The following is a 14,990-nucleotide window of genomic DNA, read 5'->3' on the forward strand; positions in this document are numbered from 1 at the left end:
GACGACGGCTTCAGGCGCGGCGGCGCGCGCCGCTCAGCGCTCGCCGAGCGAACGCTCGACGATGTCGGCCAGATCGCGCGACAGCGACGGCCTCGCCGCCACCCGCTCGAGCGTGGCGCGCGCCTTGTCGCGGCGCCCCGGCTCGAGCGCCCGCCAGCTCCGGAACGCCGTCATCAGGCGCGCCGCGACCTGCGGATTGCGGCCGTCGAGCGTCGTCACCATCTCGGCGACGAAGTCGTAGCCGGCCCCGTCGGCGCGGTTGAACTGGGTGTGGTTCGCCTGGGCGAAGGAGCCGAGCAGGGCGCGCACTCGGTTCGGGTTGCCGAGCGAGAAGGCGGGGTGGGCGGTCAGCCGCTGCACCCGGGCGAGCGTTCCCGCGTCCGGGATCATGGCCTGCAGCGCGAACCACTTGTCGATGACGAGCGGGTCCTCGCGGAAGCGGTCGGCGAAATCGGCGAGCGCCTCCTCGCGCTCGGCCGTGTCGTGCAGGCTGAGGGTGCCGAGCGCCGCCATGCGGTCGGTCATGTTGTCGGCCTCGGCATACTGGGCGGCGGCGAGCCCGATGGCGCCCGGATGGCCGGGCGCGGCGAGGAGGTCGAGGCACACGTTGCGCAGCGACCGCCGGCCGGCGCTCGCCGCGTCGGGCGAGTAGGGGGCGTCGTCGCGCAGCCGGTCGTAGAGGACCCGCAGCGTCGGGGCGAGGTCGTTGCCGATCGCCCGGCGCAGGGCGTGGCGGGCCAGCCAGATCGCCTCCGGATCGACGTCGCGGCCGATGTCGCGGGCGATGTCGCCTTCCGACGGGATCGACAGCACCTGCGCCACGAAGGCCGGCTCCAGCCGCTCGTCGGCCAGCACCGCGGCCAGGGCGTGGACGAGCCCGCCATCGTGGCGCACGCCGCCGCCGGCCCGGATCACCGCGACGTTGCCGATCAGGATCTCGGAGGCGAGCGTCTGCACCGCCTGCCAGCGGTTGAACGGGTCGGAGTCGTGGGTGGCGAGGAAGCGCAGGTCGTCGCTGCCGAGGTCGGCCTTGATCTTCACCGGCGCCGAGAAGCCGCGGTTGAGCGACGGCACGACCCGCCCGGGGAGACCCTCGAGCACGAAGGTCTCGGCCGGCCTGGTCAGGACGAGAACGCCGCGCTCCACGGGGCCGTGTCCGCGGAGCACCGGCGGCACGTCGGCCCCGTCCGGCCCGACGAGACCCAGCACCAGCGGGATCACCATCGGCGACTTGGTCGGCTGGCCCGGGGTCGGCGGCACCACCTGGGCGATGTCGAGGCTGAGCGTGCCGGCCTGGGCGTCGTAGCGGCGGGTCACCGCGAGCTCCGGCGTGCCGGCCTGGGCGTACCAGAGCATGAACTGGGTCAGGTCGGCGCCGCCCGCCTCGGCGAAGCAGGCGACGAACTCCTCGATGGTGGCGGCGCGCCCGTCGTGGCGGGCGAAGTAGAGATCCATGCCGGCCCGGAACCTGTCCGGTCCGAGCAGGGTCTTCAGCATGCGCACCACCTCGGCGCCCTTCTCGTAGACGGTCGCCGTGTAGAAGTTGTTGATCTCGCGATACGTCTCCGGCCGCACCGGATGGGCGAGCGGCCCCGCGTCCTCGACGAACTGATGGCCGCGCAGCACCCGCACGTCGGCGATGCGCTTCACCGGCCGGGAGCGCATGTCGGAGGAGAACTCCTGGTCGCGGAAGACGGTGAGCCCCTCCTTGAGACAGAGCTGGAACCAGTCGCGGCAGGTGATCCGGTTCCCGGTCCAGTTGTGGAAGTACTCGTGCGCGATCACCGCTTCGATATGGGCGAAGTCGGCGTCGGTCGCGGTCTCGGGCGAGGCGAGGACGTACTTGTCGTTGAAGATGTTGAGGCCCTTGTTCTCCATCGCTCCCATGTTGAAGTCGGCCACGGCGACGATGTTGAAGACGTCGAGGTCGTACTCGCGGCCGAACGCCTGCTCGTCCCACCGCATCGACCGCTCGAGCGCCTCGAGCGCGTAGCCGGCGCGATCCTCCTTGCCGGGCTCGACATAGACGGCGAGCTCGACCGCGCGGCCCGACATGGTGGTGAAGCCGGTGCGGCGCGCCGCGAGGCGCCCGCCGACCAGCGCGAACAGATAACAGGGCTTCGGGAAGGGGTCGTGCCAGACCGCGTAGTGCCGGTTGGTGCCGGGCACCTCGCCGCGCTCGACCGGGTTGCCGTTGCCGAGCAGCACCGGCGCCTCGTCGCGGTCGGCCTCGATGCGGGTCGTGTAGACGGCCATCACGTCGGGCCGGTCGGGGAAATAGGTGATGCGCCGGAAGCCTTCGGCCTCGCACTGGGTGCAGTAGTTGCCGCTCGACCGGTAGAGCCCCATCAGCTTGGTGTTGGCCGACGGGTCGATCTCGGTCTCGACCTCCAGCACGAACGGGCCGGCCGGCGGCTGCGGTATGGTGAGACCGTCCGGTGTCGCGGCATACGCGCTCTCCGGCAGCGCGACGCCGTCGACGCCGACCGACAGCGGCGTCAGCTCGTCGCCGTCGAGCACCAGCGGGGCGGGACCCGCGGCCTGCGGGTTCGGCCGCAGCGCCAGACGGGCCTTCACCCGCGTGCGCGTCGGGTGCAACGCAACATCGAGATGGACCGTGTCGACCAGCCAGTCGGGAGCACGATAGTCCGAGAGGCGGATCGGGCGGGCTTGTTCGGTGCGCATGAAGGTCCTCGATGTCTGCGAGCGCCATGTAATCCCGATGGGCTCCGAATTCCAACCGCGCCGCGGCGCCGCGCGGCCATTTCGCCGCAGCGCGACCATCGGTGCCGGATTTGCGGCATGCGACCTTTGTGCTTTAGTGGTGGCGGTCACCCGCTACTTCGAACGACAGCCACGACACGCATCGCGACGCAGACGTGCGATCGGCCTCTCCGACCCGTCCGATCGCATCGTGAAGGAGGAGCCCCGACGTCGCCGCGCCGGCGACCGCGTCCACCCACCGCCGTCCACCCATCACGATCGCCGATCAATCAAAAACCGACCGGTCACAATCAGAAGCCGGCCGCGGCTCCCACCGGAGCGCCACGCGGACCTGCCGCAGAGATCAGGGAGTTGAAACACATGCTGCCGAGAACGATCGCGTCCACGCCACCCGCGCCCGACATCGACCTGCCGCGCACGATCGCGCGCCTGCACGTCCCGGGCGCGACCGCGCGTCTGCACGAGGGCGGCGCCGGCCCCCGCTGACGCCCGCGACCCGCCGCCGCGCCGCCGCAGAACCGCATCCCCGGCGGTTCTCCGCCGGCTCGACCGGTCCCGTTCCGCACCATCCATCACAAGAACACGCCGGGCGGTCGCACCCGCACCGGCGCGCCCAGGGAGAGAACGCAATGCGAGCAGTGAAGACCACCATCGCGGCCGGTGCCGCCCTTCTGGCGCTCGGCCTGCCCGGCTTCGCCCAGTCCTCCGGGTCGGATGCCGGCGCCTATCCGAGCCAGCTGGTGAAGATCGTCGTGCCGTTCGGGGCCGGCAGCATCACCGACAATCTCGCGCGCATCCTGGCCGACAAGCTCGGCGAGATGTGGAAGCAGCAGGTGATCGTCGAGAACCGCCCGGGCCTGACCGGCACCACGGCGGCCGCCAAGTCGCAGCCGGACGGCTACACGCTGATGCTCACGTCGAACGGCCACACGGTCGCCGGCACGGTCAACAAGAACATCCAGTTCGACCCGGTGAAGGACTTCGCCGGCGTCAGCAAGGTCGCCTCGGTGCCGCTGGTGGCGATCGTGCCGCCGGAGCTCGGGGTGAAGTCGCTGCCCGAGTTCCTCGCCATGGCCAAGGAGAAGCCCGGCAAGCTGAACTTCTCGTCGGCCGGCGTCGCCTCGACCTCGTTCCTCGGCTCCGAGCTGATGCGCCAGGGCGCCGGCGTCAACATCGTGCACGTGCCCTACAAGGGCGTGCCGGACGCCGTCACGGCGGTGGTGCGCAACGACGCGCAGCTCTATTTCGCGCCGATCCCCAACGCCCAGGAGCTCGCCGCCGCCGGCAAGGTGCGGATGATCGCAATCAACTCCAACAGCCGCAGCCGCAAGCTGCCGGAGGTCGCCACCGTCAAGGAGGCGGTGCCGTCCTACGACTACGACTCGTGGTTCGCCGTGCTGGCCCCGGCCGGCACCCCCAAGGCGATCGTCGCCAAGGTGAGCGCCGACATCGGCAAGGTGCTCGCGATGCCGGACGTGGTCGAGAGGCTCGACACGCTCGGCGCCGTCGCCTCGCCCGGCACGCCGGACGCGCTGGACAAGCAGCTCGCCCGTGAGACCGAGTTCTACGCCAAGGTCCTGCGCGACGCCGGCATCGGCGGCACGAACTGAGCCGGTCCGGCTCGGACCGGCGACTCCGCGTTCGGGCTCACCCCCTCCCGTCGTCGCTTCGCGGCGACGGGAGGGGCCCCCACGGCACTCGCGACGTCGCCACCGAGGAAAAGGGCGCCGGAGCGGTCTCCAACGCGCTATAATGCCGCCCTCGGACGGGATCCGGAGGCGGTCATGCCGGACGATCTCACGTCGGGCGATCTCACGTCGGGCGAGGGCCGGCGCGCCGAGATCATGCGCGCCATGGTGCTGGAGCGGCCGGGCACGCCGCTGGTGCTGCGCGAGCGCGCCGTCCCGCGGCCCGGTCCCGGCGAGGTGCTGCTCGCGGTCTCGGCCTGCGGCGTCTGCCGCACCGATCTCCATGTCGTCGACGGCGAGCTGACCCATCCCGTCCTGCCGGTGGTGCCGGGCCACGAGATCGTCGGCCGCGTGCTGGCGGTCGGCGACGGCGTCACCGGCTTCCATTCCGGGCAGCGCATCGGCGTGCCGTGGCTCGGCTCGACCTGCGGCACCTGCCCGTACTGCCGCGATGGCCGCGAGAACCTGTGCGACGCGCCGCGCTTCACCGGCTACACGCGCGACGGCGGCTACGCCACGCATGCGGTCGCCGATCATCGCTTCTGCTTCCCGCTGCCGGACGGGATGGACGACGCGGCGATCGCGCCGCTGCTGTGCGCCGGCCTGATCGGCTGGCGCAGCTATCGGATGGCGGGCGAGGGGAGGGTGCTCGGCCTGTACGGGTTCGGCGCCGCCGCTCACATTCTGACCCAGGTCGCGGTCCAGCAGGGACGGCGCGTCCTCGCCTTCACGCGCCGCGGCGACGACGCCTCGCAGGCCTTCGCCCGGTCGCTCGGCGCGGCCTGGGCCGGGGCCGCCGACGAGGCGCCGCCGGAGCCGCTCGACGCCGCCATCATCTTCGCGCCGGTCGGGGCGCTGGTGCCGGCCGCGCTCGCGGCCGTGCGAAAGGGCGGGCGCGTCGTCTGCGCCGGCATCCACATGTCGGACATCCCGACCTTCCCCTATGCGCTGCTGTGGGAGGAGCGCCAGCTCGTCTCGGTCGCCAATCTCACCCGCGCCGACGCGCGCGAGTTCTTCGGCGTGCTGCCGAGCGTGACCCTCGCGACCGAGGTGACGCTGTATCCGCTGGCCCGCGCCGACGACGCGCTCGCCGACCTGCGGGCCGGGCGGCTGCAGGGCGCGGCGGTACTGGACTGCGCAGCGCCGGGTGAAAACTCGAGTGAATTCAATGGGCGGCGTTCCGCCTAGGGGAAAATACTCGGATCCGGCCGGAACCCGGCCGCGGCCAACTCGTTCTATGCAGGAGTGTCGCCGGGTCGAACGTGCGGGGTTCCGCTCTCCGCATCGCCAGTGAACTCACCAATCTTCAGGGCGGGGGAGCGGACGAGGGACGCATGGCTGTTGCGCGCAGGATTCGTCGACGCGGCTGGATGAACGCCGCCAACAAGACCAACCAGACGGTGGAGCCGAGGCGGCCGGCGGTTCGGCATCTCGCGGTGCGCTCGCGCGCCGGCGGATCGCTCGCCGAGGCCAAGGCTTACGTTTTCGTCGTCGAAGGCGCCGTGATCGATACGGTGCTGCCATCGGTGAACTGCTGGCTGCAGACGCTCGCCGAGTTCGGCTTCACGTTCCGCACAGCCGACGTGCATCGCTATCACGGCCTGGATCCGGAAGGCCTGCTCGACCGACTCCTGCCCGCGGACGAGTCGCCGGAGACCAAGGAGTTCATCCTCGCGAAGTACCGCACGCGCTGGGCCGCCGAGGTGGTGCCGCTGCTGCGTCCGTTCCCGGGCGTACGCGAGCTGATCGGCGATCTCGTCTCGCGCGGCGCCAAGGTTGCGCTGGTGACCACGGCCCGCGGCGAGGAGCTCGCGCAGTACCGCGCGCTGCTCGGCCTCGACGACGCCCTGCCGGTGCAGGTGGTGGTGTCGGGCGACGACGTCGCCCGCGGCATGCCGCATCCCGATCTGCTCGCCGGTGCGCTCGACCGGCTCGGCATCCGCCAGCCGGGCGACGCCCTGCTGGTCGGTGCGAGCCCGTTCGACGCCGAGGCGGGGCACGCGGCGCGCATGCGCTCCGTCGGCATGCTGAGCGGCCTGTTCGCCCGCGCCGACCTCCTCGACGCCGGCTGCCAGGCCGTGTTCCTCGACGCCAAGAGCCTGCAGCACGCGCTCGCCGCGCCGGAGGTCGTCGCCTGACGGCGCAGCGTGCGCCCGGCGACACACGCCGAAACATTCTCGATCGTGCATGAGGCCGCCGCGGCTCCGTCCGCGGCGGCCTTTTTCGCGTCCGCTCCACCCCGACGAAAGGCGGGTCTTGCCGGCCGTCGGCGGACGCGCATAAGCTCCCTCATCAAACAACACGAACGCCCGGCCGTCCTGACGACGGACCGCGGCGTCGAGGGAGCGTCCATGATCCGCAAATCGTCCTCCATCCTGTCTCGACGTGCGTCCATTCTGCTCGCCGCCGGGCTCGCCGCGGGCGCCACGCTCGCCGGTCTCGCCGCGGCCTCGGCCGCGCTCGACTATCCGGTCCGGCCGGTGCGCTGGATCGTCTCCTATCCGCCGGGCGGCGCCACCGACATCACGGCCCGGCTGGTCGGGCAGGCGGTGTCGGATCGGCTCGGCCAGCAGATCGTCGTCGAGAACCGGGCCGGCGCCGGCAACAATATCGGCACCGAGCTCGCCGTGAACGCGACGCCGGACGGCTACACGCTGTTCTTCGTCAATCCGGCCAACACCATCAACGCCACGCTCTACAAGAAGCTGTCGTTCGACTTCGTGCGCGACATGCAGGGCGTCGCCGGCATCATCCGGGTGCCCAACGTGATGGTGGTGAACCCCTCGGTGCCGGCCAAGACCGTGCAGGAGTTCATCGACTGGGTGAAGGCCAATCCCGGCAAGGTGAACCTCGCCTCGTCGGGCAACGGCACCTCGATCCATCTGTCGGGCGAGCTGTTCATGGCGATGACCGGCGCCAAGATGACCCACGTGCCGTATCGCGGCTCGGCCCCCGCCGTCACGGATCTGCTCGGCGGTCAGGTGCATGTCATGTTCGACAACCTGCCTTCGGCCATCGAGCACATCAAGGCGGGGCGGCTGCGGGCGCTCGCCGTCACCACGGCGGTGCGCTCCGACATGCTGCCGGACGTCCCGACCGTCGCGGAGACCGTGCCGGGCTACGAGGCGAGCGGCATCTTCGGCATGGGCATCCAGAAGGCGGCGCCGAAGGAGATCGTCGACAAGCTCAACAAGGCGGTCAACGACTCGCTCGACGACCCCAAGCTGAAGAGCCGCCTGCTCGAGCTCGGCGGCATTCCGCTGAAGACCTCGCCGGCCGAGTTCCAGAAGGTGATCGAGGACGAGACCGCGAAGTGGGGCAAGGCCGTGCAGTTCTCCGGCGCGTCGGTCGACTGAGCCGGAGCGGACCGAGGGTCGGCTGTCGGCGGTCGACCGGGTGCCGGTACGACACGGGCGTGATCGTGATCGGGCGTGAGCGTGGGCCGTGACAATCGCAGCGGCGGTCGTGACGGCTCGTTCACGCTTCGACGAAGGAAGGGTTGTCGACGGAAGCGTGTGCCGCCTACGATTGCGGCGTCGATCAACAACAGAGCCGGGACAATCGGCCTTCGGTGGACATGGCGCCGCGGCGCCGCACAGGAGGAATGCAATGCGGGTTCTCGGAAGTTTCGGCTCGGGTCTGGCGGCGCTCGCGGTGACGGCGGGCGTGGTCGCGAGCCTCGCGTTCGGCGGCACGGCGGTCGCCGACGACGCGGCGGATTATCCCAACCGGCCGGTGCGCATCGTGGTGTCGTATCCGCCCGCCGGCACCACCGACATCCTGGCCCGCATCGTCGGCCAGCATCTTTCGGAGACGCTCGGGCAGCAGTTCATCGTCGAGAACAAGCCGGGGGCCGGCAACAACATCGGCACCGAGATGGTGGTGAACTCGGCGCCGGACGGCTACACGATGCTGCTCGTCAACCCGGCCAACGGCATCAACGCGACGCTCTACAAGAAGCTCTCCTTCAACGTCCTGCGCGACATCGCGCCGGTCGCCGGCATCGTGCGGGTGCCGAACGTGATGGAGGTGAATCCGAACTTCCCGGCCAAGACGGTCGCCGAGTTCATCGAGTACGCCAAGGCCAATCCCGGCAAGGTCAACATGGCCTCGTCCGGCCACGGCACCTCGGTGCATCTGTCCGGCGAGATGCTGATGGCGATGACCGGCATCAAGATGACCCACGTGCCGTATCGTGGCGCGGGGCCGGCCCTCACCGACCTGATCGCCGGCACGGTCGACGTGATCTTCGACAATCTGCCCTCGTCGATCGCCCACATCCGCGCCGGCAAGCTGCGCGCCCTGGCCGTGACCACCGAGGAGCCGTCCGAGCAGCTGCCCGGCGTGCCGACCGTCGGCGCCACCGTGCCGGGCTACGAGGCGAGCGCGTGGTTCGGCTTCGGCGTCCCCAAGGGCACGCCGCCGGCCATCATCGCCAAGCTCAACGCCGCCGTGAACAAGGCGCTGGCCGATCCCAAGGTGAAGGCGCGGCTCGCCGAGCTGGGCGGCGCTCCGATGATCGGCTCGCCGGAGGACTTCGGCAAGGTGATGAAGTCCGAGACCGAGAAGTGGGAGAAGGTGGTCCGCTTCTCCGGCATCAGCGTCGACTGAGCACCGCCGGGGCGGCCGGCGACGCGCCGCCCACCCCGGACCGCACCCCGCGGCGCCGTCACGACGGCGCCGCCTCCGCCTCCCTCGCCGCGCTCCTCCCGCCCCGCTCCTCCCGCCGGGCCCGGTCCCGCCCTCCGTATCCGCCGGCGACGTGCGCCCTGCCGCAGGGCCGCCCTGTCCGGCGCGCCGGTCTTCTGCCCTTCGCCGATGCCCGAGCCTGAGCTAGGCTCCCGGCCGTCGGTTCTCGACTCTCCCGCCCGCGCGTCGCCGCGAAAGGAGCGCGCCGCCATGCTGGCTCCCGTCGATTCCCTCGAGGTCCAGATCCTGGTCGACAATGCGGTGGACAGCCTGTCCACCGTGCCGCGCTACGCCGAAGCCGAGTGGCCCTATCTGCTGCGGCGCGGCTCGCCGCTCACCGCCGACTGCCTGTGCTGCGCGGCGCACGGCCTGTCCTGCCTGATCACGGCGCGGCGCGGCGACCACGCCCGGACCGTGCTGTTCGACGCCGGGCCGGAGCCCTATGCCTTCGAGCGCAACGCGCTGCGGCTCGGCGCCGATCTCGGCGCGGTCGAGGCCATGGTGCTGTCGCACGGCCACTGGGACCACGCCGGCGGCATGGTGACGGCGCTCGGCCTGGTCCGAGCCCGCAACGGCGGCCGGCCGGTGCCGTTCTACACGCATCCCGGCATGTTCCGCTCGCGCGGCATGAAGCTGCCGAACGGCAGCATGCGGCTGATGGACGACATCCCGAGCGTCGAAGGCCTGACCGAGCACGGCGCGACCGTGGTCAACACCACCGCGCCGCAGGTCTTTCTCGACGACATGTTCTTCCTGTCCGGCGAGATCCCGCGCGTCACGCCGTTCGAGAAGGGGCTGCCGGGCCAGCACCGGCGCACCGAGGACGGGCAGGGCTGGGAGCCCGATCCGTGGATCATGGACGAGCGCTTCCTCGCCGTGCACGTCGCCGGCAAGGGCCTGTTCGTGTTCTCGGCCTGCTCGCATGCCGGCATCGTCAACGTGCTGCTGCATGCGCGCGACTGCCATCCGGGCGTGCCGGTGTTCGGCGTGCTCGGCGGACTGCATCTCTCCGGTGCGACCGAGGCGATCATCCCGGACACGGTCGCCGCCCTGCGCCAGTTCGACCTGAAGATCGTCGCCGCCGGCCATTGCACCGGCTGGCGTGCCGTCAACGCCCTGACCAACGCGTTCGGCGACGGCGTCGTCGCACCGTCGGTGGTCGGCAAACGCTACGTGATGTGATGACGACCCGTCGCAAGACTCCCGAGACGCTGCGCAGCCACCGCTGGTTCGGCGTGTCCGACCTCCGCTCCTTCGGTCACCGCTCGCGGCTGCGCCAGCTCGGCTACGACGCCGCCGACTGGGCCGGCAAGCCGGTGATCGGCATCGTCAACACCTGGAGCGACATCAATCCCTGCCACGGCCATCTGCGCGCCCGCGCCGAGGACGTGAAGCGCGGCGTGCTGCAGGCCGGCGGCCTGCCGCTCGAGCTGCCGGCGATGTCGCTCGCCGAGCCGATCGTCAAGCCGTCGGCGATGCTCTACCGCAACTTCCTCGCCATGGAGACCGAGGAGCTCGAGCGCAGCCATCCGATCGACGGCGTCGTGCTGATGGGCGGCTGCGACAAGACCACCCCGGGCCTCCTGATGGGCGCCATCAGCATGGGCCTGCCCGCCATCTACGTGCCGGCCGGACCGATGCTGCGCGGCCACTGGCGCGACGCCACGCTCGGCTCCGGCTCGGACGCCTGGAAGTACTGGGACGAGAAGCGCGCCGGCAACATCAGCGACGCCGAATGGACCGAGATCGAGGGCGGCATCGCACGCTCCTACGGCACCTGCATGGTGATGGGCACGGCCGCCACCATGATGGCGATCGCCGAGGCGCTCGGCTTCTGCCTGCCCGGCGCCTCGTCGATCCCGGCCGTCGACGCCTCGCATTCGCGCATGGCGGCGGCGTCCGGGCGGCGCATCGTCGACATGGTGTGGGAGGACCTGACGCCGGCCCGGATTCTCTCGCCGGCGGCGTTCGACAACGCCATCCGGGTGCACATGGCGATGGGCGGCTCGACCAACGCCATCATCCATCTGGTCGCGATGGCACGCCGCGCCGGCCTCACCATCGACATGGCCCGATTCGACGCGATCTCGCGCGAGATCCCGGTGCTGGCCAATGTCCGCCCGTCCGGCCAGTGGCTGATGGAGGATTTCTACTACGCCGGCGGCCTGAAGGCGCTGATGGGCGAGCTGCGCGAGGCGCTAGACCTCTCCTGCGTCGGTGTGTCGGGACAGCCGCTCGGCGAGGCACTGCACGGGGCCCGCGTGCACCGGCCCGACATCATCCGGACGCTCGCCGACCCGGTGTCGCGGGCCGGCGCCACCGCGGTGCTGACCGGCAATCTGGCGCCGCGCGGCTGCGTGATGAAGCCGCCGGCCGCCGATCCGCGCCTCCTGAAGCACTGCGGCCCGGCGCTCGCCTTCGAGAGCTACGACGCGATGGCGGCCGCGGTCGACCGTGACGACCTCGACGTCACGCCCGACCATGTGCTGGTGCTCAAGAACGCCGGCCCCAAGGGGGGCCCCGGCATGCCGGAGTGGGGCATGCTGCCGATCCCCAAGAAGCTCCTGCGCGCCGGCGTGCGCGACATGGTGCGGGTCTCGGACGGCCGGATGAGCGGCACCAGCTACGGCGCCTGCATCCTGCACGTCTCGCCGGAGAGCTTCGTCGGCGGCCCGCTGGCGCTGGTCGAGACCGGCGACCGCATCGAGATCGACGCCGACGGGCGCTCGATCCATCTCCATGTCGGCGAGGAGGAGCTGGCCCGCCGCCGCGCCGCCTGGACGCCGCCGCCGCCCCGCTACGAGCGCGGCTGGGGGGCGATGTACTCGGCCCATGTCGGCCAGGCCGACGAGGGCTGCGACTTCGATTTCCTCACCGGCACGGCCCCGACAGGCGAGCCGGAGATCCATTGAGGTGAGACATCCGCTACTCCGGAAGCCGGGCGGAGCTCGGCTTCCGGAGTCCATGACCTCTGTCTGCGAGCATGGAGTCCGGGCTCGCTGACCTTTCGGTCCGTGCCCCGGACGATAACGGATCATCCGAGATCTTCGGCCCTGGAGACCATCATGCCCGCGCTCGTCGCGGGCATCCGCGAACTGAAAGCTCCGCAAGGACAAGATCGTGGATGGCCGGGACAAGCCCGGCCATGACGATGGAGGAGAGTCGCGGCTGACGGAGGCAGGTATCACACCGGCTCGAAGTTGACCGACTTCAGGAGCTCGGTGTTGCGCTTCACGTCCTTCGCGATGAAGTCGGCGAACGCCTCCGGCGTGCCGCTGACCGGCTCGATGCCGAGCTCGGCGAGCCGGCCGGACGCGCCGAGCTCGACGGCGGCCTCGTTGCAGGCCTTGTTCAGCCGGGCGACCAGGTCGGCCGGCATCCCCTTCGGACCCCACACGCCGTACCACGAGGCGTATTCGAGGCCGGGCATGCCGCTCTCCGCCGCGGTCGGGATCTCGGGGGCGAGGGCGACGCGCTTCGCCGCCGTGACGGCCAGAGCCTTGACGTTGCCGCCGCGGGCCATCGGCAGGAGGGCGAGGACCGGGTCGATCATCAGCTGGACGTGCCCGGCGGCGACGTCGGTCAGGCCCGGCGCGGTGCCGCGATAGGGCGCGATGGTCAGGTTCAGCCCGGCGAGCTTGTTGAAGGCGACGGTGGCGAGATGGCCGGGCGCGCCGAGCGCCGAGGTCGCGAAGGTCCACTTGTCGGGGGTCTTGCGGGCGTCGGCGACCACCTCGGCGATGGTCTTGAACGGCAGGCCGGGAGCCATCACGACCAGCATGGGCGCCTCGCCGACGCGGGCGACCGGCGTGAAGTCGGTGACCGGATCGTAGGGCGGGCTCTTCATCACCTGCCTGGCCATCACATGGGTGGCGGCGGAGAACAGGAGCGTGGTCCCGTCCGGCTCGGCGGTGCGCACGGCGGAGCCGCCGATCGAGCCGTTGGCGCCGCCGCGGTTCTCGACCACGATGGTGATGCCGTTCTTCTCCTTCAGTTTCTCGGCGAGGAGACGAGCGAACACGTCGACGCCGCCGCCGGCCGCGAACGGCACGATCAGGCGGATCGGGCGCTTGGGCAGCGCGTCGCTCTGCGCGAGGACGGGGGCGGCGGCCAGCGAGCCGGCAGACGCCGCGGTGGCGATGAGAAAGTCACGTCGATGCATCATAGTGCTGTCCTTCCTGCGAAGGGCGGCCAAGGCGCCCGAGTGAACGGCACCGCCGCCCGGGCGGGCCGCGGTGTTGACGAGACGCTTTCGGCGCACGAGGTGCGCCGCATCGAAAAGGTACGAAACGAGGCCCGAGGGCCCGAGACTTCAGTCAGAAAAGACGAGAGAAGGTGGCCGGCCCGAAACCGCGGGCCGGCCGAGGTGCTCCAGGTCAGGGAGACAGTTCTTCCAGGACGCGGCCCTTGGTCTCGATGGCCATCAGGGTGGTGACCACCCCGCCGAGCACCGCGACCCCGGCGAACGCCGCGAACACGTAGGAGATGCCGAAGTCGGCCATCAGGAAGCCGACCATCAGCGGGCCGATCGACGAGCCCGCCCGCAGCCAGGCGCTGCCCATGCCGGTGCCGATCGCCCGCAGGCGGGTCGGATAGAGCTCGGCCGAGTAGAGGTAGAGCGAGAAGGCGATGGTCTGCAGCACCGCGTAGACGCAGGTCGCCAGCACGAGCACCTGCAGGGCCGAGGTGCCGCCGAGGAACGACAGCAGCAGGAGCGGAATCGTCGCCAGGAAGAAGGCGGCGATGTACCACGGCCGGCGGCCGACCTTGTCGATCAGGAGGGCGCAGGCGATGGAGGCCAGAACGCCGACCGCCGAGGTGGTCCAGCCGTAGGCGAGCGCGGTCTGCAGCGGCAGCTTGAACACGCTCTTGTAGAGGGTCGGAAGCCACGTGATCATGCCGTTGTTGATCATGTAGGCGCAGACCCACAGCGACCAGATGGTCAGCGTGCGCTTCAGGTAGATGCCCCTGAACAGCTCGCGCCAGTCGGACTTCGCCATCGCCTTCGGGTCGATCGGGCGAACCACCGGCTCGGGCAGCGCGACGCCTCGCTTGGTGACGTCGTTCTCGAGCATCTGGACGACCTTCTCGGCCTCGGCGATGCGGCCCTTCGAGGCGAGCCAGCGCGGCGACTCCGGCATCAGCCACCGGAGCGGGATGGTGAGCACCGAGGGGACCAGCCCGACGATGAACATCGCCTTCCAGCCGTAGATCGGCACGAGAAAGTAGCCGATCATGCCGGCGAACATCAGGCCCACGGGGAAGATCACCTCGTAGAGCAGGAAGAAGCGGCCGCGCTTCTTGGCGCCGATGAACTCGTTGATATAGGCGCTCGCCACCGGAACCTCGGCGCCCGTGCCGATGCCCTGGAAGAAGCGGAACACCATCATCGACATGCCGCTCCAGGCGAACAGGCAGCCGATGTCCATCGCGACGAACAGGATGATGGTGAACATCAGGACGTGCAGGCGGCCGACCTTCTCGGCGAGCCAGCCGAAGAACACGGCGCCGAAGAGCTGTCCGATATAGCCGGCCGAGATGATCATTCCGACCTGCGACGGCGTCAACTTCCATTCGCCGACCAGCGCCGGCATCGCGAAGGCGATGGCCAGAACCGTGTAGGCGTCGAAGAAGGTGGCGATGCCGACGATGACGCGGATCAGCATCAGTCGCCGGGAGACGGGGAGACGCTCGATCCGGGCGACCAGCATCTGGACCGCTTCGGGGGAAACCGCGGGCGCGGCGGCCTTGGTGGCCGCGGCTTGTGCGGCGCCCGCGTAGGCTTGGACGGACATTGGAAACCCCTTTTGTCGCGACGGCGGCTCGTTCGGGGGTGCGAAGGGCGCGAGCCTCCAGGGCCGGGCGGCCGGTGTGGCCGCCCGGGTTTGT

Annotated in this window: 11 protein-coding genes; 8 read left to right on the forward strand and 3 right to left on the reverse strand. The window is 70.6% G+C overall.

Annotated features, from left to right (window positions below; translation table 11 throughout):
* Window positions 1-33: 33 nt before the first annotated feature.
* The gene (pepN, locus tag J2S22_RS26235) at window positions 34-2,685 is read right to left on the reverse strand and encodes an aminopeptidase N (protein ID WP_272779494.1); all 2,652 of its coding nucleotides are present in this window, start codon (window positions 2,683-2,685) and stop codon (window positions 34-36) included.
* A gap of 399 nt (window positions 2,686-3,084) precedes the next feature.
* On the opposite strand from pepN, the gene J2S22_RS26240 reads away from it, so the two are divergent.
* The 8 genes from J2S22_RS26240 to araD all read left to right on the forward strand — a co-directional run bounded on the left by J2S22_RS26240 (window position 3,085) and on the right by araD (window position 12,013).
* A complete protein-coding gene (locus tag J2S22_RS26240) occupies window positions 3,085-3,210 on the forward strand; it encodes a hypothetical protein (RefSeq protein WP_272779493.1) in 126 nt (41 codons plus the stop codon).
* A gap of 143 nt (window positions 3,211-3,353) precedes the next feature.
* The gene (locus J2S22_RS26245; RefSeq protein ID WP_272779492.1) at window positions 3,354-4,334 is read left to right on the forward strand and encodes a tripartite tricarboxylate transporter substrate-binding protein; all 981 of its coding nucleotides are present in this window, start codon (window positions 3,354-3,356) and stop codon (window positions 4,332-4,334) included.
* Window positions 4,335-4,568: 234 nt separating this feature from the next.
* On the forward strand, window positions 4,569-5,600 hold the full coding sequence (locus J2S22_RS26250; RefSeq protein ID WP_272779528.1) for a zinc-dependent alcohol dehydrogenase family protein: 1,032 nt from the start codon (window positions 4,569-4,571) through the stop codon (window positions 5,598-5,600).
* 146 nt (window positions 5,601-5,746) lie between these two features.
* Entirely contained in the window at window positions 5,747-6,550 is an 804-nt protein-coding gene (locus J2S22_RS26255) for an HAD family hydrolase (RefSeq protein ID WP_272779491.1), read from the forward strand.
* Between the two features lie 234 nt (window positions 6,551-6,784).
* Complete coding sequence (locus J2S22_RS26260) at window positions 6,785-7,768, forward strand: Bug family tripartite tricarboxylate transporter substrate binding protein (protein WP_272779527.1); 984 nt, start codon at window positions 6,785-6,787, stop codon at window positions 7,766-7,768.
* A 253-nt stretch (window positions 7,769-8,021) separates the two neighbouring features.
* On the forward strand, window positions 8,022-9,023 hold the full coding sequence (locus J2S22_RS26265; RefSeq protein ID WP_272779490.1) for a Bug family tripartite tricarboxylate transporter substrate binding protein: 1,002 nt from the start codon (window positions 8,022-8,024) through the stop codon (window positions 9,021-9,023).
* Between the two features lie 288 nt (window positions 9,024-9,311).
* Window positions 9,312-10,283 (forward strand): MBL fold metallo-hydrolase, encoded by a 972-nt coding sequence (locus tag J2S22_RS26270; RefSeq protein ID WP_272780530.1) that lies wholly within the window; start codon window positions 9,312-9,314, stop codon window positions 10,281-10,283.
* Complete coding sequence (gene araD, locus J2S22_RS26275; RefSeq protein WP_272780529.1) at window positions 10,283-12,013, forward strand: L-arabinonate dehydratase; 1,731 nt, start codon at window positions 10,283-10,285, stop codon at window positions 12,011-12,013. The genes J2S22_RS26270 and araD overlap by 1 nt, the downstream gene beginning before the upstream one ends.
* A gap of 272 nt (window positions 12,014-12,285) precedes the next feature.
* Here the strand turns inward: araD and J2S22_RS26280 are convergent, their stop codons facing one another.
* Together J2S22_RS26280 and J2S22_RS26285 are read right to left on the reverse strand one after the other, a co-directional pair.
* A complete protein-coding gene (locus tag J2S22_RS26280) occupies window positions 12,286-13,266 on the reverse strand; it encodes a Bug family tripartite tricarboxylate transporter substrate binding protein (protein WP_272780528.1) in 981 nt (326 codons plus the stop codon).
* 211 nt (window positions 13,267-13,477) lie between these two features.
* Window positions 13,478-14,896 carry an MFS transporter gene (locus J2S22_RS26285; protein ID WP_370878254.1) on the reverse strand — a complete coding sequence of 473 codons (1,419 nt, stop codon included), beginning with the start codon at window positions 14,894-14,896 and terminating at the stop codon, window positions 13,478-13,480.
* Between the last annotated feature and the right edge of the window lie 94 nt (window positions 14,897-14,990).

It is taken from the genome of Rhodoplanes tepidamans (assembly GCF_030813915.1).
Classification (GTDB): domain Bacteria; phylum Pseudomonadota; class Alphaproteobacteria; order Rhizobiales; family Xanthobacteraceae; genus Rhodoplanes; species Rhodoplanes tepidamans.